The organism is Amycolatopsis sp. NPDC051071 (assembly GCF_040682875.1).
GTDB lineage: Bacteria > Actinomycetota > Actinomycetes > Mycobacteriales > Pseudonocardiaceae > Amycolatopsis.
Genome location: NZ_JBFBBY010000036.1, coordinates 1 through 23,382, shown reverse-complemented (window position 1 = coordinate 23,382; position 23,382 = coordinate 1). Strand labels below are relative to the sequence as shown.

General features: G+C 66.6%; 9 protein-coding genes. 5 read left to right on the top strand and 4 right to left on the bottom strand.

Translation table 11 applies throughout. From position 1 onward, the window contains the following. Position 1 precedes the first annotated feature (1 nt). Together AB0M65_RS14800 and AB0M65_RS14795 are read right to left on the bottom strand one after the other, a co-directional pair. Positions 2-9,751, bottom strand: a complete 9,750-nt coding sequence (locus AB0M65_RS14800) for a polymorphic toxin-type HINT domain-containing protein (protein WP_364026976.1) — start codon at positions 9,749-9,751, stop codon at positions 2-4. Positions 9,752-9,862: 111 nt separating this feature from the next. Continuing rightward, positions 9,863-11,728: a tachylectin-related carbohydrate-binding protein gene (locus tag AB0M65_RS14795; RefSeq protein WP_364026973.1), complete on the bottom strand. Its 1,866-nt coding sequence runs from the start codon at positions 11,726-11,728 to the stop codon at positions 9,863-9,865. Between the two features lie 624 nt (positions 11,729-12,352). Here AB0M65_RS14795 and metH point away from each other — a divergent pair. Then, positions 12,353-15,961, top strand: coding sequence for a methionine synthase (gene metH / locus AB0M65_RS14790; RefSeq protein WP_364026970.1), 3,609 nt, complete (start codon positions 12,353-12,355; stop codon positions 15,959-15,961). 12 nt (positions 15,962-15,973) lie between these two features. After that, positions 15,974-17,410 carry a PLP-dependent aminotransferase family protein gene (locus tag AB0M65_RS14785; protein ID WP_364026967.1) on the top strand — a complete coding sequence of 479 codons (1,437 nt, stop codon included), beginning with the start codon at positions 15,974-15,976 and terminating at the stop codon, positions 17,408-17,410. A gap of 13 nt (positions 17,411-17,423) precedes the next feature. On the opposite strand, the gene AB0M65_RS14780 is transcribed toward AB0M65_RS14785, so the two are convergent. After that, positions 17,424-18,152, bottom strand: a complete 729-nt coding sequence (locus AB0M65_RS14780) for an alpha/beta hydrolase (RefSeq protein WP_364026964.1) — start codon at positions 18,150-18,152, stop codon at positions 17,424-17,426. 49 nt (positions 18,153-18,201) lie between these two features. Between AB0M65_RS14780 and AB0M65_RS14775 the strand changes: the two genes are divergently transcribed. Continuing rightward, positions 18,202-19,455, top strand: a complete 1,254-nt coding sequence (locus tag AB0M65_RS14775; protein ID WP_364026962.1) for a cytochrome P450 — start codon at positions 18,202-18,204, stop codon at positions 19,453-19,455. Between the two features lie 69 nt (positions 19,456-19,524). On the opposite strand, the gene AB0M65_RS14770 is transcribed toward AB0M65_RS14775, so the two are convergent. Then, positions 19,525-20,982, bottom strand: a complete 1,458-nt coding sequence (locus AB0M65_RS14770) for an MFS transporter (RefSeq protein WP_364026959.1) — start codon at positions 20,980-20,982, stop codon at positions 19,525-19,527. Positions 20,983-21,068: 86 nt separating this feature from the next. Between AB0M65_RS14770 and AB0M65_RS14765 the strand changes: the two genes are divergently transcribed. Both AB0M65_RS14765 and AB0M65_RS14760 read left to right on the top strand, forming a co-directional pair. Beyond that, positions 21,069-21,452 carry a MarR family transcriptional regulator gene (locus AB0M65_RS14765; RefSeq protein ID WP_364026956.1) on the top strand — a complete coding sequence of 128 codons (384 nt, stop codon included), beginning with the start codon at positions 21,069-21,071 and terminating at the stop codon, positions 21,450-21,452. A 177-nt stretch (positions 21,453-21,629) separates the two neighbouring features. Next, a complete protein-coding gene (locus AB0M65_RS14760; RefSeq protein WP_364026954.1) occupies positions 21,630-23,165 on the top strand; it encodes an alkaline phosphatase D family protein in 1,536 nt (511 codons plus the stop codon). Positions 23,166-23,382: the final 217 nt, after the last annotated feature.

Below are 23,382 nucleotides of genomic sequence, written 5' to 3'. Positions count from 1 at the left end.
GTCATCCCCCGAGGCGCTTCGGAATCTTGCCACCTTCAGGGTACCACGGCGCAGGAAAAAGAAATGGCGACGAATAGTCATGATCAAGAACGTAACCCAACTTGCCGTCCGGACGCTCAAGAATTCGATGCTTGGTTCCGGGGACATCCCACTCCAACGAGTCTTTCCACTGCCCAGCTTGCTTTGGCGACATTCCTCGAGCTTCGAAGATGGTTTGTTTTCCCGTCCGCGGATCAACCCTCGGCGTTCCATTTCCGGCGCGAACCTCGTCATACTGACGATTTATGGATTTCGGCAGAGGATTAGGGCTGGAAAGATTGCATTCGTTATTACTGTTGTGAACTAGCGCAGAGGTTCTGTCAAAGTTCACATAGTAGGTGTGAATTCCACCGACGGTCAAGTTATAAACTCGAGACCGCGACACGGACCATTCGTCAGTACCAACGATTCTCACCTCTGCTCCGTCAATGGCACGCAGGACATCACCGGACTTGAGATCCGTCGCGTTGACCCACTTATTTTCCTCTTGCAACCAAAACGGATGTTCATCAGTCGCGGTGACACTGCCAACCTCGTCACCCGCAGCACCATCGACATCGATGAACACGCGGACAAGGTTCTTCTGGCCTTCACCGATGATCGTCGCAACGACCGGACGAGACTCGGTGCGACCGGTCTCAGGGTCAGTCGCGACGACCTCGTCCCCAAGCTCGACCTCTTCAATCGGCTTGGTCAGACCGCCCGCCATGAGGACGCGCGTGCCAGGGACGAAGCTGTTCTTACCTACGCAGGGCGGATTGACCGGGAAATCATGGACCGCGCGTTCAGCAACGTTCTCGGCACCCTTGACTGCCTGCTTACCCGACTTCCAAGCGGCCGCTCCCCAACCGAGGAAGGGAATTGCGGCAGCCACGGATATTCCCGCATTCAGCGAATCGCCTTCGTTCGCATACATCGCAGCATTCGAAAGGTCTGCCACTTCACCGAGAAGGGGGACATAGCCAATTAGGTCGAGAACACCATGGACGGCCTGCGAAGGGCTGTCTGCCTTGCCGATCTGCCAGAGCATGCCGAGCAGGCTCCCCGGCGGGAGAATCACGTCGAGTACATCGGAGACCGACGGGAAGCCGCCGCCGCTGTTCGATCGACCGGCTCCGCCGAGCTCTGACGGCGGCAGTTGGTTGACACTCTGGACGATCGGACCATCGCCGGTCACGGCATTCGTGATCTTGTTGACGTTGTTGTCCGCGGCAGCGCTTCCTCCGACAGCGATCGCCGGGAGATGCGGGCTCGGGGACACTGGCGCGACAGAACCGCCACCCGCATAGACCGGCTGCGTCACCGCCTGAGGCACTGGTAGCGGGTTGTTCTTGGCCGCGTTCTGCGCAGACGCTCTATAGTCGATTACCGGTTTAGGTGTGCCTCGGCCTGGAGTACCGGTGGCCTTTCCATGGCCTACACCTGATCCCCTTTTGCCTGTTCCGGTGCTAGGACCGTGGCCAGAGGGCTCACCAGGACCATTTGCCGGGCCCCAGTTGTTGAACGATGCGTCGTCGAGGTAGCTACCGTTGACCCGAATCCCACCGCTGGACAGCTGCGGCCTGGAAGGCGGGCCAGGCGGGCCGAACCATTCGCGCACTTTAGGCCCCACTACTTCGCAAAAGCCAATGGAGATTAAGCAGTCCCACCGGATGAAATGCCCGTCCGGATCAATTCCGTTCGTCGGAGCCGCATTGCCATAGGTGTACCGGTTCGAGGCAACCGACGGATTGCTCGGCAACGCGATATCGTCCCGCGCGTTGAACGTCCCGGTCCCCGGCGAGTACCACCGAGCACCCATGTCCACGTTTCCGCTGTCGGGATCGGTGTAGTCGGACTGGTACCCGAGCGTCGAAGTCGCCCCGGTCGAGCCGAGCTTCTTCCCGAACGGATCGAACCTGGTCGACCCGCTCAGGCCACCGGCGGGGTCGAGACCCGCGACGACGTCTCCGTGCTGGTCGGTCACCGCGACCTGCGACACCCCGGCCGCCGAACGCTGGCCGAGCAGCTGGCCGCCGGCGCCGCGAGCGAACTTGGCCGCGCCGTCGGTGATCAGGTCCAGGCTGGTTCCGTCGTAACCGAATGTCTGTCCATTACGGACCGACATTCGGTCGAGGCCGTCGTACCCGTAGGTGCTGGGGCCTTCCTTGACCGCTCGGTCGAAAGCATCGAACCCCGATTGCACCGAGCCACCCGCCTCGGTCCGGGATTCGAGCGTGCCCCGGGGGCTCCAGGCGAACGTGGTGGCCCCGTCGGTCAGCTGCCGGTTCCGCTCGTCGAACGTGGCGACGCGGTCACCCGCCTTGGTCCGGTTACCGGACTTGTCCCACGAGTATTCGGTCTTCTCTCCGCTGGCCGTCCACGACGTCATCCGGCCGGCGAAGTCGTAGCCATAGGCATTGCTGCGCGAACCTTCGGGACCTGAGGTGTTCTTCGTCGTGAGGCGATCGTTGAGGTCGTAGCCGTAGGCCACACCGGACAACGTCGCGTTGTCGGCTCCCTTCAGGGTATCCGAGGACATCCGTCCGAAGTCGTCGTAGCCGAACGACCTGATCCGGCCCGCTCCGTAGTCGATCGACCCGACACGGCCACCCGTGTCATAGCCGATGGCCTGGCGCACTCCGGTCAAGCCGTCAGTCTGGGTCGCGAGCCTTCCCTTGTCGTAAGTGAAGGACGAGGTCCCGGTCGTGTCGACTCGCTTGGCAAGGCGTCCTGAGTTGTCGTACTCGTAGGTCGACGCCCTGGTCGTCGGGCCGGTGCTGTTGAGTAGCCCGCCCCTGTCGTTATAGGTGAAGACCTTGAGCCCGCCAGGCGAATCGACGCTGGTCAGCCTGCCGGTGAAGTCGAAGCTGCGCTTCCGGTCCGTCGTCGGCTCCGAAGCACCGCTACCGGTCTCCCCGGTCAACCGGCCGAGTGCGTCGAAGTCGCGGGCCCGTGTCACTCCGCCCGGTGCGAGCAGATTGGTGGGCTGCCCGTTGAGATCGTAGCCGGTCGTCCACGTCCGGTCCTTCGGCTCAGGATGAGCCGCGGTCGTGGGTTCGATGGCGGACTCGGGCAACCTCAAGGAGTTGTAGGTCTGAATTGTCGCGTTGCGCCGGCCATCGGTGATGCGGGTCCGCTGTCCAGCGGCGTCGTAACCGAAGCCGGTGATGATGGAGTCGGTCGCCGAGACCTGCTCTTCCTGCTGGGTAGTCCTTCCCTGTGCGTCATAGGCGAACTTGACGGTGTGCCCATAGGGATCCGTGGTTGACAGGCGGTTGCCCGCCGGGTCGTAGCTCGCCGACGACTTCCGCAGGATGCGCTCGCTCGGGTCGAGATCGAAGCTGCCGGTCGGGCGACCGGCGCCGTCGATGCTCGTGTACTGCGTGTTCCCGGTTCCATCGCTGGTGCGAACGAGATTCCCCGCGAGGTCGTAGCCGAGCTGGGTCACGACGTTCGCAGGATCGGTGACGGTGGTTCGCTGGCCGAGAGCGTCGTACCCGTACCGGGTGACCTCCCCGGAAGGCGAGGTCGTCGACTTCATGTTCCCGGCCGCGTCATAGCGAAGCTTCGTCGTATACGCCGCGGGCTCCGGGTACCGCTCCAGCTGGGTGGCCGTGATCGGACGCCCGAGCTCGTCGTAGGTCGTTTCCTGACGAACCCCGTTCGGGTCGGTGACGGACAGCTGGTCGCCGGCGTTCGTGTACGAGTACTTCCACACGCCGCCTTCCTGGTCGCCGGCGTCGGCCTTCGGATCCACGCGTTCGAGCACCCTGCCGAGCTGGTCGTACCGGTATCGGGTGACCGCGCCCTTCGGGTCGATGCTTGCGGTGACCTTTCCGGCGGGGTCGTACTGCTTCCGCGACACCGCCTTGGCCGCGGTCGCGTCGCCGGGTTTGCGGTATTCCGGCGACGAGGCTTCCGTGACATGGCCAAGCCGGTCGTAAACCACCGTACTGACGTGGCCATTGGCATCCCGCGTCGCCGTCGGCTCACCGAAGGTGTTGAACCCGGTCAGCGTCTGGGGCCGCGTTCGTGTCGCGGGGTTTCCACCACTTTCGACGTCCACCGCGGGACTGGTCACCGATGTCCGAAGCCCGGCGCTGTTGTAGCCGAAGTTCGTGGTGAACGCCGCCTTGTCGGCACCGCCCGCGTTTCCTCGCGGGTCGGTGACCGACGCGACGAGTCCGCGCTGATCGAAGGTCTGGCTGGTGGTGAACTTCTGCGACCCTCCATTGAGGACACTCTCGCTGATCTTCCGACCGGCGGTGTCATAGCCGTACTCGGTGGTCTCGACCCGTCCGACGTCGATGCGCGAGCTGTTCGAGCTGCGACCGGTATGCGTCGCCGAAGTCAGGTCACCACCGAGCGAATACTGGAACTCGCTCCGGTTGGCCAGGCCGTCCGGATCGTGGGTCTCCGACGTCCGGCGACCCGTGGGGTCGTATTCGTACGCGGTCACCCCGCCACCCTGACGAGTCTCCTGTACGACATTTCCCGCGGCGTCGTAGGCCAGTTCGCTGAGTGTGACGTTCGTCTTGGGACCCGACGGGTTGTCCGGGTCCGACACATCGGTCGCGATCTTCTTTCGCAGCTTGTCGTCGGTGTAGTACTGGTAGCGGGTGGTGCGGCCCACAGCGTCCGTCTCGCGGATCAACCGCCCGGCGAAGTCGTAGGCGAACGACTGGAGGGTGAGTGAGGCCGTGGGGGAACCGTCGCCGTCACCGTCCCCCTCTCCCGTCCCGGCATCGACCGTGCCGCCATGCCAGCCGCGCAGGCGAACCTCCGCGATCGCGTTCCGTGCGGTGTAGGCGTACTCGTACTTGTTCCCGATCGGGTCGACCATCCACGTGCGGTTACCGAATCCGTCGTACCCGAAGAATCGCTTGTTGCCTTCGGCGTCCGTGACCTCACGAGGCCTGCCGAAGTCGTCATAAGCGGTACTTGTGACGCGGCTCGGGTCACCACCCGTCAGATCGAGGACCTCGTCGCGAATGACGTTCCCGTCCGCGTCGTATTCGGATTTCCGCTGCGCGGTATGGGTTACGCCGGTGACCGGGTCGTTCGATCCCGGGCTGGTCGCCGTGGCCTGCCTGGACAGCAGGTCGTAGGTGAACGTGGTCGTGATCCCCTTGGGGTTCGCGTCACTGATCTGGGTTTCGGACTTCTTCCGGCCGAGCATGTCGTAGGTGTACGTCGTGGTCAGGCCCGCCGCGTTGACGAGCTCGGCCAGATCACCGTTCTTGTAATAGGAGTAGCTGATTTCGCCGCCGCGGGGATCCGTGGTCTTTTCGAGCAGTCCACTCGGGATGTTCCCGCCACCGACGGCCGCTTCCGTCCCATCGGTGTACACGTGCCGGACGACGGCGCCATCCGGCGTCGTCTGGGTCGCGAGCAGTCCGCGACTCCACCCCTCGGTATAGGTGAACGTCGTCGCGAACCTGGGGTCGTTGGCGTTCGAAGAACGCGCGTCGCGCGACGTAAGAATCTTGTCGTTTCGCGCGTCCGTGACGTCGTTCGGGTTGAAGTAGTAGCTGTAATAGCTCGTTTGGCAGTCACCAGGAGCGATCCGGCAGCTCTTGCGGGAGGTGACGTTTCCGCGCGCGTCATTGGTCAGGACGACCTGGTCACCCAGTTCGTCACTGATGGTCGTCTGGAAGCCCTTCTCGTCATAGTCGTAGGTCCTCACTCCCAGGCCCATCACCGGGCCGCCGACCCAGGTACTGCCCCCGTTCACAGGCCCACCACAGAACCCGCCTGTCGGCGGGCAGCCAGGTACGGGCTCCGGTGCCGGCTTCCCTACGTTGTCCAGCCGGTCCTCGGCACGGATTCCTTGTCCGAGTGGCGCGATGGAACGCAGGATGCGGCCGCGGGCAGGGTCGTAATCGTAAAAATGCAGCCGGTTCCCGGGATCGGTGACCTGCGTTGTCCGCACCAAGTTGGTCGCCGTGCCGGTGACCACAGGCGAGACGATCTTCCAGTTTCCGCCGTTTCGATCCGTGAACTCGCTGAGGCGGTCAGCAGCGATGTCGTAGGCGAGCTTCGCGGCGACCCGCCCGCTGGGCAAGGTGATCTTCGAGAGGTGGTCCGCACCCGCTCTCGCCTGGAAATGGGAGAGCGCGGCCGTCTGACCGAGCGGGTACTCGTAGAACGCGACCTCGTCGATCATTCCGGAGAAGAATCGGCGGGGCTCGTTACCCCAGGCCGGCCACGACGACGGCGGCACCGTGTACGCGGCGCCGACCTGGTTGAAGGTGATGTCGTCGTGCTGGATCTCACCGGCGGCCGTGCCGACCTTCTGCCCGTCCAAATAAAGCGTCTGTGTGGCGAGGGAACCGGAGAGCACGACGTGATGCCATTGATCGTCGTTGACCAGACCCGACGACGTGATAGGACCGGCGGCACCGTTCCAGAACTGCCCTCGCAGCTTCCCGTCCGTTCCCACGTACAGCACGGGAACAGCGCCCTGCGGTGTCTCGTTGATGCGTGCCTTCTGGTACCCGAAGAGAGGGCCGCCTTGTGTGGTCTTGAACCAGAGTTCGATCGCGAGGTCGCGGTTCTTCTTCACCGTGCCGTCCGGCAGGGTGACCACCGACGACGTCCCGTTGAACGACGCCGCAGTGTCACTCGCGTTCGCCAACGGGCCCGGCTGGCCCAGCCCGACGTCCTTGTAGGTCCCCTTGTCCTTGCCGAGTTTGGTCTGCACCTGGCTGTTCGCGTCGGTGCCGGCGGTCTCACCGAGGCGCCAATAGGACGCGGGACGCGAATCGATGACGGAGCTGCGGTAATGAGAGCCGACGGTCTGCTCGTATCCGGTACAGCCGCCGTACGGGTCGCAGACCTTGGTCAGCTTGTCGCCTTCGTAGCTGTAGTTCCAGGTGAGCTGCTTGCCGTCGATCGGATCCGTGCTCACCGACGTGACATGGTTACCGGTCCACTTGAAGTAAAGGATCCGGTCGCTGGTCCTGCTGATGACACGTTTGAGGTGGTCGACCGTTCCATAGTCGAGCTCGATGTACCGGCCGTTCTGGTCGTGGACGGTGATCAGCCTGCCGTCGGGCCGGAACCGGTAGCTGGTCGCCGACCTGTCGACCAGCATCCAGCCGCCACCCGCGCCTTCGACCTCGGCGTGGAAGTCCATCTGACGGCCTTCGGGCGCCGCATAAGTACCGTCGGCGTTGCGCCCGAACCGGATCTGCTGCCCGTCGGAATAGGTGACGACGACGTTGCCGGAGCCGTCGTCATCCGGGACGACGCGCATGTCGTAACGCGTGGACCAGCCCCCGCCGAACGTCAGGTCTCGCCGCGGGTCGAGGCTGTTGTAGGTGCGGGCGACGCTGAGCTCGGGCCCGGTGACCCGAACGGTCGCGTCCACGGCACTCGAGTAGTAGTTACCGGTCTGAGGATCGAAGTCCGACGGACCACCGCTGTACGGCGCGTTGGCCAAGTGCGAGGTGATCTCGGGCTGCGGCACCGCGGTCAGCAGGTGGCTCGGCGGGAGCTTCTGGCTTTCGGAGTTCCCGTCGAAGGCGAAGGCGCGCCACTGGTAGTCCTTGCTCCAGCGCAAAGCGTTCTTCGGAACCGTCCAAGTGCGCTTGTCGACATATCCGGAGTCCGTGCACGAAACCCCGGTCTGCGAGCCGTCGGGGTTCTGCCGGTAGCTCTCGCAGATTTCGAACCGGTACTTCAGGCCGTTGGTGTTCGGCGGCGCGTCCACGTCGACGGCGTCGACCCACAACTGCGGTGTCAAGGTCGGTGCGGAGTAGCCGTTCGGCGGATATTGGGCCTTGACCACCGGTGGCACGTCGATGACCTTCATCATCAACCTGATCGGCGGAATCTGTTCGTCGGTGAACCAAGCGCCTCCGCGTCGCAACATGCTGAAGTCGAGGATGTAGTCCCCTGGTTCGATCGCCTTGATCTTGGCTTCGAGCGTCACCGACCCGCCACGAGGCACATCCGTGGCCAAGGTGGCGGCCTCGACGGATGCCACCGGCTGCCCGTTCGTCTTGAAGGCGCGGTAACCCAGGGCGTAAGTCGGCCCGGTCCAGGTCTCGGCTCCCCGGTTGGTCACCGTGATCTTGATCTTGCCGTCCTGGATCTTGGTAACCGGCGGATCGATCACACCGGAGTCCACTCGATACTCGGCGTCGTAGATTGAGTGCGTCACATAGAGAACGGGCGGGTTCACCGTGCGGTGCCCGGCGAACTTCTTCCAGCCGAAGGGATCCGTTTCCGACGCGCGGATGCTGAGGCCGTAGTTCGCCTGCGCACCAGTGACCCAGCGCTGCACCAGATCACGTCCGGGGGTACCGAGATTGATCAGCTCGTAGGCCGCCGGGCAACTGGAACGGGACTGTCCACGCCCGACGAACCCGTGCGCGAAGGACGAGTCGGTCAAGGCAGGACCGTAGGCAGGGCCGGGGAACCCCCCGCCGCTACCCCAGGGCGCGATGACCGGGTGCACCGACAACGGACGCGGCTGACAGGACCACGACCATGAGTTGGCGAGGCTGAGGTAGGCCCCGAAGATCTTGTGATTGCGCAGCCGGTCCTGAATACCGTCGAACGCCAGATAGCTCGCTGCCCTGATGCTTCCGGTCGTGCCCGCCTTAAGCTCGGATCCGCCGTCGCCGCGGCTCCCGTTCTGCACGACCATGCTGTTGTTGGCCTTGCCGGTGTCGACACTCGGGTCGACTTCGACCGGGTACTGCCGGGCGGGATCGCGGAGCCAGGCCGAATCGAGGTCCACCTGCAGGGCGGGCCGCCCCTTGTGCTCGATGAGCCGGTAGGTGACACCGTGAGAAGTCGCGAAGTCACCGCTCGACGGATCTTGTTTGGCGTCGTTCATCACGCCGGGCGGAATCTGCGCGACCTCCTGGCCACCCTCGTCGGTCAACGACACCCGGCCGTCGACGATCGCGGGCTTGAGACCGGTCAGTTTCAGCGGGAAGATCCAGCTGTGCGGGGCGTTCGGCGACTTGAGGACCAGGGTTTCCTTCACCCCACCGGGAAAGACGTCGAGGCGAAGATCAGATTCCGCTTTCACCGACGGATAGGTGATGCTGCTGCCCGAAACCGCGCCCGCCGAATCGGCGACGCCGTCGACCGCGTAGCCGAACTGACGGTTCTGGTCGACGATCACGTTGACGACGGGATCCTTCGCCGCCGTGGGAGCGAACTCGAGCCCGACCTTGTCTCCGGCGTTTCGCCATCCCGGCTTGCCGGTGTTCGGCACGATCGCCGTGTCGATGGGCGCAAACTTGCCGTCGGGTGCCTGGTAGTTGACGTCGTCACGGCTGAACTCGGTGGTTTGGGTACCGTCGGTGTTCGCGTAAGTGCGTTCCTTGGCCGTGCGCTTCTCGGGAAGTTCACGGCTGGTGGCCTTGTCGAAACCCTTGAGGTTGCTCGGGCCTTGCGCGACCCGGACCTGGTTACCGCGCAGCGTCTCGGCGCCCCCACCCACCTCGGGGAACTTCGATTGCAACGACTTGGGTCCCGCCGCGTTCGGCGTGCCCTGTTCGTCGTCATGGCCGGAGGCGGAACCGGTCCTCTGCTTGGGCGACAACGCCATCGCCTGCGCCAGCCGTTCCGCTCCGTCGGCCCAGCCCGGTGTCTCGTTGTGCGCGGCCGGACCGATCACGCCTGCCAACAGTGCGAGGATCATCACGACCAGCACGGATCGCGAGGGCACGGACTTTTTGCGCGCGCTGGAACCGCGACGAGAGAACATGGGAGAACCACCTAAGTCGGGAAACGAAGTCCGGCTGGGCAAAGGCTCGGTTCAGGTGTGATCGTGCGGAACCCGTCGAAGCGGTCCGCACGATCACACCCGATACGTCGGTCAGATGTTCGGCTTCGGCACCGGTCCGCCGGTGAAGACGGATCGAGGCGTCCCGAGTGACCGCGCCGCCGCGGCCGGCGGAGCGGACGCGTAGATGTAGGAAATGCCGTCCAGATCGCGGAAGGTGGCGACGACCCCACCTGCCGCACGACTCACCATGGACGGATCGGTGGCGGTTTGGTACGAAGCGCCGGTACGCGAATCGGCGAGCCGTTCCCACGTCCGATACGCGCCACTGGCCGGGGCCTGCTGCTCGGTTTGGTAGACGTAGCCGTCGTTGGCCCGCACCGCGACGTGGACAATGCCACCGGCATCCATGGCCACCGCGGGAGTCCCGCTGGCCACGACTCCGGGAAGCACCTTCCAGGTACCGGTGAAGCCGTCGGCGGTTTCTCGCTGGGTGACGACGCTTCCGTCGGGCTGGACGGCGAAGGCCTGAAGGTTGTTGTCCGGGTTGGCCACCGCCGCCGCGGGGTTGGTCCAACCGGTGCCGGGGACGGTGATCCACGGTCCCAGCACGCCGTCCACATAGGACGATTTGGTGTAGGCGCCCAAGGTCGTGCGGACGAGCAGGTCGATGCCATCGGCATGCGCGACGGCGGTGACATCGGAGCTCAAGCCCGAGGCCTGGAGGACGCGCCACGGAAGGAACTGCTTTGAACCGGGGTCCTGATCCCGGACCCAAAGCTTGCCCCCCGCGTCTGTCGCGAACAGCGAAATGATGCCCTTACGCTGGGCGGACACTGCAGGCCCCGGCGTCCATCCCCCGGCACCGGCTGCCGAAGCCCATGAGGTCGAGTTGGGAGCTTGGATACTCGTCCGGGTGTCGCTGTCCTTGCCCAAGGCGGCGACCCTAAGGGTGTCGTCCGCGGCGCGGGCCGCACTCGGAGTGCCGACGTACTGCTGATATCCGGGAACAGTCGTGTACTCGACGATGCCGGTGTCCTCGGTGCGCTGACGACCGTGGATCAGACGGCCGAAGTCGTCCGTGTAGAAGTACTGGACCCGGCCGGCCGCGCCTTCGATGATGTTGGTGGCGGCATTGGGGCGGGTGGGAACGGTGGGCCTGGTGGGCTGGTTGTTGTTGTTGAGCTTGCAGTCGTCCGTCGTGACGGCGAGCTGCCAATCCGCACCGACCGTGCCGATGATCTTGGGGCCAGGCGTCCAGGCACCTCCACCGAGGTACCGGTGCCACTTGACCTGGCCGTTGTTCTTGTCGATGGCGTAGATGATGTCCCCGCCTGCCGCGGCGACCTGGGAGTTGTACTGCCAGCCGTTCGTACTGACGACGGTCCCGTATTCGATCCAGCGCTGGCTCGCCGCGTCGTACTGGAATCGGTGGAGGGCACCGGCGGGCGTACGCGCGTAGAAGACCCCGGCACCGGCGCCGACGATCAGGTCGTACCTCGCCGTCGTCCAGCCGGTATCGATCAGCCGGTCCGTCCAGACCTTGGTCGCCTCGTCGTAGTGCAACCACGCGAGGATGCCATCGTGCGACCAGAAGAAGTCGCCATTGGAGTCAACCGTGATCCGGTTGCGCTGGGAGGCCAGGGTCACGCCGTACCAGCCGGTGGCGATGACCTGGCCCGCACCGCCGTTCTCCCACCCGGTCGCGAGACGGCGCTGGCGGGTGACATCGCCGTTGTCCGCGATCAGGTACATCCGGCCGTCGGGACCCGCCAAGGTCTTGCCGAACCAGGTGTTGCCGATCGTCGCCCTGCCGGTCCAGGAGTTGGCGCCGGTCTCGGGCTCGTTGTGCCGGTCCAGTTCCAGGACCGTGTCCGGTTTCGTGTAGAAGACACCCGCGTTCGCCCGGCAGGTGATCGTCTCGGCGGACGCCACCTGCGCCCCCACGGTCGCGGCCACACCGCTGAGCGCGATGGTGAACGCGGAGCAAAGAATCGCAGGTCTTCGGACTGAACGTCGCTGGCGCATGAGACATCCTTATGGTCGAGATGATGACGAGATCCGGGCAGCAGGGATCTGCTCCGTCACGAAATAGGTGGCGGAGCAGCACAAATTCAGGTGAATGACGAGCTATCGCCAACTTCGTGATAGCCACATGGCGAATCGAAGGAAGCCACCGGTCGATCGCGACCGGAAACATCCTCCCCCAGAGCGCTATACCTCCGTTGCCGGATGGGCCCGCGCTCCCGCGAGCCTGGTGATCATCACATCGGCACGCTCCGAAGGCTGTTACTGATTCTTCGACAGTTGCGCCATTCAGCTCACATCCGACGAATGTCGTCCCAGTCTGTGGACACCTCGCTCGGGCCCGAAAGTGGCCACCATCACGCCGATATCCCGCCTGAGCAGTAGACTTACGACATGCTGTACCCGGACCGCAGCTTTGAATAGAGGCGCCCTTGTGTGGGTCCGGTAAGCTCGTCCGCAAGGTCGAGAGGCGCTGCAACGGACCACGGGGTCCGCCACGCTCGGCCCCGGTACTTCACCGCAAGGGCGCCTCCCACGACATGGGAGGAGCGCTGGATGGAAACGACCGCCCTGCGAAAGCTGCTCGATGAGCGCATCGTCGTGCTCGACGGCGCGTGGGGGTCGATGCTCCAGAACGCCGGCCTCAAGCCAGAGGATTACCGCACCGAGCGGTTCAAGGAACACCCCCGCGACATCACCGGCGACCCGGATCTGCTGAACATCACCAGGCCGGACGTCGTACGCGACATCCACCGCCAGTATCTCGACGCGGGCGCGGACATCACCACGACGAACACGTTCACCGCCACCACGATCGGCCAGGCGGACTACGGGCTCGAAGACCTCGCGTACGAGATGAACCTGCGTGGCGCCCAGATCGCCCGTGAGGCGGCGGACGCGGCGGGCGGGAAGTTCGTCGCCGGGTCGGTCGGGCCGCTGAACGTCACGTTGTCGTTGTCCCCCAAGGTCGAGGACCCGGCGTTCCGCGCGGTCAGCTTCGACGAGGTGTACGCCTCCTACGCCGACCAGATCAAGGCGCTCGCCGAGGGCGGCGTCGACCTGCTGCTCATCGAGACGATCTTCGACACCCTCAACTGCAAGGCCGCGATCTCCGCCGCCCGCGACGTCGCACCGCATCTGCCGCTGTGGATCTCGGTCACGATCGTCGACCTGAGCGGCCGGACGCTGTCCGGGCAGACGGTCGAGGCGTTCTGGAGTTCCATCGAGCACGCGCAACCGCTGCTCGTCGGCGTCAACTGTTCGCTGGGTGCCGAGGAAATGCGCCCGCATATCGCCGAACTGTCCCACCTCGCCGGGACGTACACCGCCTGTCACCCCAACGCGGGCCTGCCGAACGCGTTCGGCGGTTACGACCAGACACCCGAGGAGACCGGCGGCCTGCTCGCGGACTTCGCCACCGCCGGGATGGTCAACGTCGTCGGCGGGTGCTGCGGCACGACACCCGCGCATATCAAGGAAATCGCCGACGCCGTTCGCGGGATGCCGCCGCGTGCCGTGCCGGATCCGCACGCGAACACCAGGTTCAGCGGGCTCGAGCCGTTCGAGATCGGCAAGGACACCGGGTTCGTCATGATCGGCGAGCGGACCAACGTCACCGGATCCGCCAAGTTCCGCAAGCTGATCGAGGCCGACGACCATCAGGCCGCTGTCGACGTCGCGCTGGAGCAGGTGCGCGGCGGGGCGAACCTGCTGGACGTCAACATGGACGCCGACCTGCTCGACAGCGAAAAAGCGATGACGACGTTCCTCAACCTCATCGCCACCGAACCCGAGGTCGCCCGGCTGCCGATCATGATCGACAGCTCGCGCTGGACGGTGCTCGAAGCCGGGCTGAAATGCGTACAGGGCAAGGGCGTCGTCAACTCCATCAGCCTCAAGGAAGGCGAGGAGCAGTTCCTCCAGCAGGCCCGGCGCATCCGCGACTACGGCGCGGGCGTGGTCGTGATGGCCTTCGACGAACAGGGCCAGGCCGACACCGCCGACCGCAAGGTCGCGATCTGCGGCCGCGCCTACGACCTGCTGACGCAGAAGGCCGGTTTCGTCGCCGAAGACATCATCTTCGACCCGAACGTGCTCGCCGTCGCGACCGGCATCTCCGAGCACAACGGGTACGCCAAGGCGTTCCTCGACGCGCTGCCGCGGATCAAGGAACGCTGCCCCGGCGTCCGCATCAGCGGCGGTATCTCCAACCTCTCGTTCTCCTTCCGCGGCAACAACGTCGTGCGTGAGGCGATGCACTCGGCCTTCCTCCTGTACGCGGTGCGCGCGGGGCTGGACATGGGCATCGTCAACGCCGGGCAGCTCGCGGTCTACGAGGACATCCCCAAGGATCTGCTGGAACTGGTCGAGGACGTGCTCTTCGATCGCCGTGAAGACGCCACCGACCGGCTCGTCACGTTCGCGGAAACGGTCAGCGGCAAGGGCACGCAACGCGTCATCGACTTGTCCTGGCGCGAAAAGCCGGTCGCGGAGCGGCTCAGCCACGCGCTGGTGCACGGGATCGTCGACTTCATCGAGGAGGACACCGAGGAGGCGCGGCAGCAGCTGCCGAGGCCGCTCGAGGTCATCGAAGGTCCCTTGATGGACGGTATGAAGATCGTCGGCGACCTGTTCGGCTCCGGCAAGATGTTCCTGCCGCAGGTGGTCAAGAGCGCGCGGGTGATGAAGCGTTCGGTGGCCTATCTCGAGCCGTACATGGAGGCCGAGAAGGAGAAGGCCCGCCTCGAAGGCCGCGTCGAAACCCGCCAGGGCAACGGAAAGATCGTCCTGGCGACGGTCAAGGGCGACGTGCACGACATCGGCAAGAACATCGTCGGCGTCGTACTCGGCTGCAACAACTACGAGGTGATCGACCTCGGCGTGATGGTCCAGGCCGCGGTCATCCTGGACACCGCCGTCGCCGAGGGTGCCGACGCCATCGGGCTTTCCGGCCTCATCACACCGTCGCTGGACGAAATGGTCAACGTCGCCACGGAAATGCAGCGGCGCGGGCTGAAACTGCCGCTGCTGATCGGCGGCGCGACCACTTCACGTCAGCACACCGCGGTCCGCATCGCGCCCGCCTACGACAACACGACCGTGCATGTCCTCGACGCCTCGCGTGTCGTCGGCGTCGTCGGTGACCTGCTCGACGCGGACCGCGCCGAGATCCTCGACAAGAGCAACCGGGCCGACCAGGAGAAGCTGCGTGAGCAGCACGCCAGCAAGCAGCGCACCCCGCTGCTGAAGATCGAGCAGGCAAGGGCGAACCCGGAGAAGGTCTCGTTCGACGAGGTCCCGACACCCGCGTTCACCGGCGTCCGGTACGTCGAGCCGACGCTCACCGAGCTGCGCGAGATGATCGACTGGACCTTCCTCTTCCTGGCCTGGGAGCTGAAGGGTAAGTACCCGGCGATCCTCGCGAACCCGGTCGCGCAGGAGCTGTTCGACGACGCGAACACCCTGATGGACCAGATCATCGCCGAGGAGCGGTTCCAGGCCAAGGGCGCGTACGCGTTCTGGCCGGCGCACTCCGAAGGCGACGACATCGTCCTGGAGTCGGGCGTGAAGTTCCCGATGCTGCGCCAGCAGACCAAGAAGCCGCTGTCGCGGCCGAACCGCTGCCTGTCCGACTACATCGCTCCAGCTGGTGCGGGCGATCACCTCGGCGGGTTCGCGGTCACCATCCTCGGTGCCGAGGACTTCGCGGCCGAGTTCGAGGCGAAGCAGGACGACTATCGCGCCATCATGGTGAAGGCACTCGCCGACCGGCTCGCCGAGGCGTTCGCCGAGTACATCCACCTGAAGGCGCGGCGGGACTGGTTCGAGCCGGACGCCGATCCGAAACTGGAAGACCTGCACGCCGAGAAGTTCCGCGGGATCCGCCCCGCGCTCGGCTACCCGGCCAGCCCGGATCACAGCGAGAAGCAGGAGCTGTTCGACCTGCTCGACTCCGATCGCCTCGGGATGACGCTGACGGAGTCCTTCGCGATGTCGCCGGCGGCGAGTGTGTCCGGGCTGATCTTCGCCCATCCCGACGCGAAGTACTTCACCGTCGGACGGCTCGGCAAGGATCAGGTCGAGGACTACGCCGTCCGCCGCGGCCTCGATCTGTCCACTGTGGAGCAGTGGCTGCGCCCGAACCTCGCCTACGAACCCGAGTGACACAATGATCAGGTGACTGCCGAGGGCTCGGACTTCCTGCAGCTGGACATCGGGGACGCACCACCGGGGCGCCGGTCGGACTGGCTGGCGTCCCGGTTGCGCCACGCCATCTCCGACGGCCGCCTCCCGGTCGGCAGCAGGCTGCCCGCGACCAGGTCGCTGGCCGCGGATCTGAACGTCTCCCGGGGCGTGGTCACCGAGGCTTACCAGCGGCTGGTCGAGGACGGCCACGTCGCCGGGCGCGGCCGCGCGGGCACGGTGGTCGTCGCCGCGCCGGCGAGGACGAAGGAACAGACGGCACCCGGGCCGCCGTCGGCGGGCACGATCTTCCGCCCGGCCCCGGGGATCGGCGTGTTCGACTCCCTGCGGGCGACCCCGGCGAGGTTCGACCTGTCCCCCGGCGTGCCGGATCTGACGGCCTTCCCGCGGACGGCGTGGCTGCGCGCGGAACGCACGGTGCTCAACGACCTTTCGGCGGCCGACTTCGGCTACGGCGACCCGCGTGGCGCGCCCGCGCTGCGGCTGGCCATCGCGCACTGGATCGCGCGCACCCGCGGGATCACCGCCGACGCCGACGACGTCCTGATCGTCGCCGGCGTCGCGCAGGGTCTCGGCCTGCTGGCGCAGGTGTTGTGCGACAACGGGATCTCCGAGATCGCCGTCGAGGACCCGAGTTCGCTCGGCGCGCGGCAGCATCTGCACGACCGGCGGCTCGGCACGCCGCCGATCCGCGTCGACGAGGAGGGCATCGACGTCGGCGAACTCGTCCGCAGCGGCGCACCCGCCGTACTGGTCACCCCCGCGCACCAGTTCCCGACCGGTGTCGTACTCGGCGGGGAACGCCGTCGTGAGCTGATGCGCTGGGCGGCCGACGGCGGGCTGATCATCGAGGACGACTACGACGCCGAGCACCGCTACGACCGCCCGCCGGTTCCCGCGCTGCGCTCGATGCTCGCCGAACAGGTCTGCTACGCGGGCAGCGTCTCGAAGTGGCTCGCGCCCGCGCTCCGGGTCGGCTGGATGCTGGTGCCGTCGCGGTACCGGGACCAGGTGGTCGCGGCCAAACGGTTCGCCGACCTCGGCAACGCCGTCCTCCCGCAACTGGTACTGGCGCATCTGATGGAATCCGGCGAGATGGAGCGGCAACTGCGGTTCGTGCGCAAACGCCACCGGCGGCGGCGGGACGCGATGATCGACGCGCTCCAGCGGCACCTGCCGGACGCCGTCGTGCACGGCGCGGCCGCCGGGCTGCACCTGACGATCACGTTCGACGCCGGGTTCTCCGACCTCGACTTCGCCGCCGCCGCGCTGGAGCAGGGCGTGAAGGTGCAGCCGCTGTCGTGGCATTGCCAGCGGCCGATGAACCCGGGGCTCGTCCTCGGCTACGGATCGAGCCCGGCGAGCGACATCGCCGAGGGCATCGCTGTCCTGGGCCACCTCCGGCGCTGACCACCCCCCGCAACTAGAGGACTAATCGCGAGAGAAGCGGAAGGAGCGCGGTCGGGAACTCGACGTGGGCGTTGTGACCGAGGCCGGGGAGTTCGGTGGCGGCCGGGTCGAGCGCGCGAAGCTGGTCGGGGCGGCTCATCGGATCGTTCTGACCGGTGGCGAGGACGACCGGGCAGCGGGCCGCGCCGAGGAGACCGCGCATGTCGGGCGCGCCGACGGCGAACGCGGCCGGGTCCAGTGCGAGCCGCCAGCCGCCTTCGGTTTCGACGACGCCGTCGGGATCGGCGTCCGCCAGACCTGCCAGGCCGGAGATCTTGAGGAAGCCGCGCTCGGCGTCCTCGCGAGCCGGGAACACCTTCGGCGGCCGGGCAGCCATGGCGGCGGCCCAGGCGAGGTCGTCCTCGCTCCATTCGACCTTGATCCCGACCGTGAGCAGGCCCGTGACCTCGACGCCGAACCAGCCGCTGGCCAGCGCGAGCCCGACCACCCCGCCGAGGGAGTGGCCGATGACCAGCAGCGGACCACGTTCCGGGAGCGCGTCGGCGATCGCGGCGGCAAGGCCACCGAACGAGTAGTGCGGCAACCGGCCCGATCCGCCGTGACCGGGCAGGTCGGGCGCCAGCCAGCGATATCCGGGCTGCGCCACGAGGCCATCCCAGACAGCACCCGTCGCGCCGAGGCCGTGCAGCAGCAGGACGGCGGGCCCGTCGGTTCCGGCGGTGCGCATCTTCAACGTGTCCACCGGACGGATCTTTCCCCAGTCGCCTGTCCACAAGCTAGTGTTCGAAGCCGTGATCACCGATCCGGACGTCTACACCCGCGGTGTGCCGTATGAGCACCTCGCGGCGCTGCGCCGGGAGTCGCCGGTTGTGCGGGTGGACGATTTCTGGGCCGTGCTGGCGCATTCCGACGTCAAACACGTGCTGCGCAATCCGAAGCTGTTCTCGTCGCGACTCGGCGGGACGCAGATCAGGGATCCGGCGACCGAACAGGACCTCGGCTACGTCCGGCGGATGATGCTCAATATGGACCCGCCCGAGCACGCCCGGCTGCGGGGCCTGCTCACGAAGGCGTTCACGCCGCGTGCGATCGACCGGCTGACCGAGCGGATTTACGGCTGGGCAAGGGATCTGATCACCGACGTCGTCGTGGACGGCCGCTGTGACTTCGCCGCCGTCGCGGCCGATCTCCCGTTGCTCACGCTCGCCGAGGTCTTCGGGATCCCCGAACAGGACCGGCGGCTGATGTACGACTGGAGCAACCGTGTGATCGGCTACCAGGACGCCGACTACGCGGTGAGCGCGACCGTCAGTGCCGACGAGGTCACCGCTCTCGCGCGGGCTGCGCTGGCCGTGCGTCCGGTACCGGGGCCGGACGGCACGATGCCCGATCCACGCACGCGTGCCGGGATGCCGGACCTCTACGCGTACGCCACCGCGCTCGGCGAGTACAAACGAGAGAATCCCGGCGACGACGTGATGAGCAACCTGATGGGGCACGTCGACGATATGGACGGACGGGTCTCGATCGCGGAGTTCGAGAACCTGTTCTGGCTGTTTTCCGTGGCGGGCAACGAAACCCTGCGCAACGGCCTCCCCGGCGGAATGCTGGCGCTGCTGTCACATCCGGATCAGTACCGGCGGCTGCTGGCCGACCGCTCGCTGATTCCCGTTGCGGTGGAAGAGATGTTGCGCTGGTGGTCGCCGGTGATGCACTTTCGCCGGACCGCGACCGAGGACGTCCGGCTGTCCGGTGTGGACATTCGCGCGGGTGACAAGGTCGTCGTCTGGTTCTCCGCCGCGAATCGCGACGAGACCGTTTTCGAGGCCCCGGACCGCTTCGACGTCGGCCGCACGCCCAACGATCACCTGGCCTTCGGGCACGGCCCGCATTTCTGCCTCGGCGCGCAACTCGCCAAGGTGCAGCTGCGGGCGATGTTCGAAGCTGTCTTGGACCTGCTCGGCGAGGTATCGCTCGACGGGGAGCCGGTGCGCTTGCGGTCGAACTTCCAGAACGGGCTGAAGTCCCTCCCGATCCGCTGGTGATTGCGCGTGAAAGCCCCCTTCCCTCGGCTGAGCCGAGGGAAGGGGGCCTTCACGCGCGTCAGCGCGGGGTCATTCGGCAGCGGCGAACTCTCGTTCGGCGACGGTGGTGCGGGCTTCGGCCCTGCGCAGGCCGACCACACCCGACAGTGCGACCAGGACACTGATCACCGCGATACCCGTGACGACGGTCAGCGCGGGGGTCAGGCCGTTGAGCAGCGCGGCGGGACCGGTGGCGCCACCCGCGTTCCCGGTCAGGACCGCGGTCACCACGGCGAGGCCGATCGCGCCGCCGACCTGGATCGACGTGTTCAGCAGACCGCCGGCGAGCCCCTGCTCGTCGTCCGAGATCCCGTTGGTCGCCTGGATGTTCAGCGACGAGAACGCCAGCATGAAGCCGACCCCCAGCAGGACCATGCTCGGCAGCACCGAACCGGCGTAGCTGGAGCTCTCGTCGATCCGCAGGAACAACGCGTACCCGATGACGTGGGCGACGACGCCCGCGAGAATCGTGCGCGGCGTGCCGAGCCGGTCGATCAGCGGCTCGATCCTGGGCGAACCGAAGGCCACGATCAGCGCGGCGGGCAGGAACCCGAGCGCGGTCTGCAACGCGGACCAGCCCAGCACGGTCTGCAGGTACAGCATGACCACGAACTGGAAACCGATGTAGGCACCGAAGAACGTCGCGCCGCCGAGGTTGGCGCGGGCCAGCGGACCGGAACGCAGGATGCCGAGCCGCAGCAGCGGGTGCTTGCTGCGCTTCTCGATGAACACGAACGTGACGAGCAGGGCGAGCGCGAGGGCGAACGAGATCAGCGTCCTCGGCGAGGCCCAGCCGATCTCCGGCGCCTCGACCACGGCGAAGACCAGCAGGAGCGAACCGGCGGCACCGGTGATCGCGCCAGGGAAGTCATAGCCGCCACCGGTCTGTGGCTGGTAGGACGGGATCAGCTTGATCGCGGCGACCAGCGCGGCGAGTGCGATCGGCACCGGCAGCAGGAACGTCCAGCGCCAGCCCACCTCGGTGAGCAGACCGGAGAACACGAGGCCCGCGGAGTAACCGCTGGCACCGAACACGGCGAAGATGCTGATCGCCCGGTTGCGGGCGGGGCCTTCGTGGAAGGTCGTGGTGATGATGGACAAGGCCGCCGGTGCGGTGAACGCGGCCGCGAGGCCCTTGATGAAGCGGGTGGCGATCAGCAGCGCACCGTCGTCGACGAGGCCGCCGAGCAGGGACGCGAGCGCGAAAACCGCGACGGCGATGAGGAAGACCCTGCGCCTGCCGAGCAGGTCGGCGGTGCGCCCGCCGAGAAGCAGCAGGCCGCCGTAGCCGAGCACGTAGGCACTGATGATCCACTGCAGAGCACCGGTGGAAAGGCCGAGTTCGGCCTGAATGGACGGGAGGGCGACGGCGACCATCGACACATCGAGCGCGTCGAGGCCCACGACGACGGACACAGTGAGCAGGACACCCCAGAGGCGCGCGTCCCACCTTGTCGAGCTGGTGGACAGCTGCACGGAAGAACTCATGATCGGTACACTACATGCATACGCATCTAATGCAAGCGCATTAGATGACTTTGCATAAAATTCACGTGCATGCTATCTTGGGCCGCGTGAGCGATGTCGCTGAGCAAGGCCTGTTGCAGGAGTGGCACAACCTGTCCGCCCGGCACGCGGCGGTCTTCGGCACGCTCGAGTGCCGGCTCCAGGAGCGTCACGGACTCGGCGTCACCGAGTTCGAAGCCCTCGAACGACTGGTGAACTGCGTCATCGGCAAATGCCGCGCGGCCGATCTGACCGAGGTCGTCCACCTGAGCCAGAGCGCCACCTCACGACTCGTCGCCCGCCTGGAGCGCGAAGGGCTCGTACAGCGCGCGCTCTGCGAATCGGACCGGCGAGGGATCTTCGTCGTCGTGACCGACGAAGGCCGCCGTCGCTACGAAGAGGCGAAGCCGACTCATCGCGCGGCCCTCGAAGAGACGCTCGCCGAGGCCTGAGGCGCGTTCTCCCTTCGCAACCTCGACACCGCCGGCAACCGAGGCCCTGCGCGCGCGGCAAGGTCGTCATCACCGTCCGAACCGGCTGGCAAGAGTTTTCCCCGACGTTCACCACCGGCCATCTCGACCGTGTTCGGTGTCGTGGAGCGACCCACCACGACGCTGAGGAGAACCTCCATGTCCGTCAACCGCCGGGACCTGTTACGAGGCGCCGCCACCGCCGGGGCGCTGGGGCTGGCCTGGCCGTTGAGTTCGCGCATGACCGTCGCGCAGGCCGAAGAGGCCGCGGCACAACTCGGGGCGAGCTGGGACGAGGCGCCGTTCACCCTCGGCGTCGCGTCCGGCGACCCGGTCCCGCACGGCGTCGCGCTCTGGACCCGGCTCGCGCCGAAGCCGATGGAGTTCGAGCAGCCGCTCAAGGACACCGAAGAGGTCGGCTGGGAGATCGCCACCGACCGCGGGTTCCGCCGCCGCGTGGCACACGGGACGGCGGCGGCCACCGTCGCGCTCGGGCACAGCGTGCACGTTTCGGTGGCCGGGCTCGAACCTGGTGAGCAATACTTCTACCGCTTCACCGCGCTCGGCAAGGTCAGCCGGGTCGGCCGCACCCGCACCGCGCCGGTCGGGCCGGTCCGGCGGGTGCGGTTCGCCTCGGCGAACTGCCAGGCCTTCCACGACGGGTTCTACGCGGCGCACGCCGGGATCGCGCGGGAGGACCTCGATTTCGTCGTCCATCTCGGCGACTACGTCTACGAGCACGGTCAGGTCGGCGGGAACCCGCTGCGCGACCACGAAGGTCCCGAGGTGCTGGACCTGCCGTCGTACCGGCGGCGGCACGCGCTCTACAAGTCCGACCCCTCGCTGCGGGACGCCCACGCGGCGCATCCCTGGTTCATCACGTGGGACGACCACGAGGTCGTCAACGACTACAGCGGCACCACGCCGTCACTGCGGGCCCGCCGGTCGGCGGCGTATCAGGCCTGGTTCGAGCATATGCCGGTGCGGCCGGACCATCCGGCGACCCCGCGGATCCACCGGCAGCGGCGCTGGGGCGACCTGCTCGACCTGTCCATTTTGGATCTTCGGCAGTACCGGTCGGCGCAGAACCTGCCCGACGGCACGATCCTCGGTGCCGACCAGAAGGCGTGGCTCAAGGACCAGGTGACCGGCGCCGGCGAGGCGTGGCACTGCTGGGTGAACTCCATCATGCTGAGCCAGCTGGCCAAACCCGGTGGCGGCTACATGTTCACCGACCAGTGGGACGGCTTCCTTGCCGAACGCGAGGAGGTGCTGACCCACGTGGCACAGAGCGGCCTCGAAGACCTCGTGGTGATCACCGGCGACTGGCACTCCGCGTTCGTCGACGACATCCGCCCGGATTTCGCCGATCCGGCGAGCCCGGTGATCGGCACGGAGTTCACCGCGCACTCGGTCTCCTCCGGCGCCTACTCCCCCGAGTGGAACGCCACGAACGGCCCGAAGATGGGCGCGGCGAACCCGCACCTCAAGTACTTCGAGGGCAACCGGTACGGCTACGACGTCTACGAGGTCACCCCGCGCCGCTGGAGCACCCAGATGCGGGTGATCGGCGACCGGCGCGACCCGCGCTCGCCGGTGAGCACCCTGACGACGTTTCACGTCGACCGCGGCAGGCCGGGATCCTACGAGGATCGGGCGACGATCACGTCTCCGGCGCAGCACCGGCGCCGCTAGGGTTCTTGTCGGCAACGAGAGCCGGCGCGACACCCGGGCGCATGCGTCCGTTATGGACAGTGGCAGGTGTGGCGACAGGGGCACAGGTGGCGTCGGCCGCGGGGGTCGTGAGTGATTCGGGTCGTTAGAGCGACTCCGCTCTTGAGCGCTTACGCGTCACCTGTGGCGTTGCTCGTGTGAAGTACAGGAAGGCCCCCTTCCTTGCGCTAGGCGCAAG

What these genes read in the sequence shown, in the direction of transcription:
- AB0M65_RS14800 (WP_364026976.1), bottom strand. Translation starts at nt 9,751, where the DNA reads ATGTTCTCTCGTCGCGGTTCCAGCGCGCGCAAAAAGTCCGTGCCCTCG.
- metH (WP_364026970.1), top strand. Translation starts at nt 12,353, where the DNA reads ATGGAAACGACCGCCCTGCGAAAGCTGCTCGATGAGCGCATCGTCGTG.
- AB0M65_RS14770 (WP_364026959.1), bottom strand. Translation starts at nt 20,982, where the DNA reads ATGAGTTCTTCCGTGCAGCTGTCCACCAGCTCGACAAGGTGGGACGCG.
- AB0M65_RS14760 (WP_364026954.1), top strand. Translation starts at nt 21,630, where the DNA reads ATGTCCGTCAACCGCCGGGACCTGTTACGAGGCGCCGCCACCGCCGGG.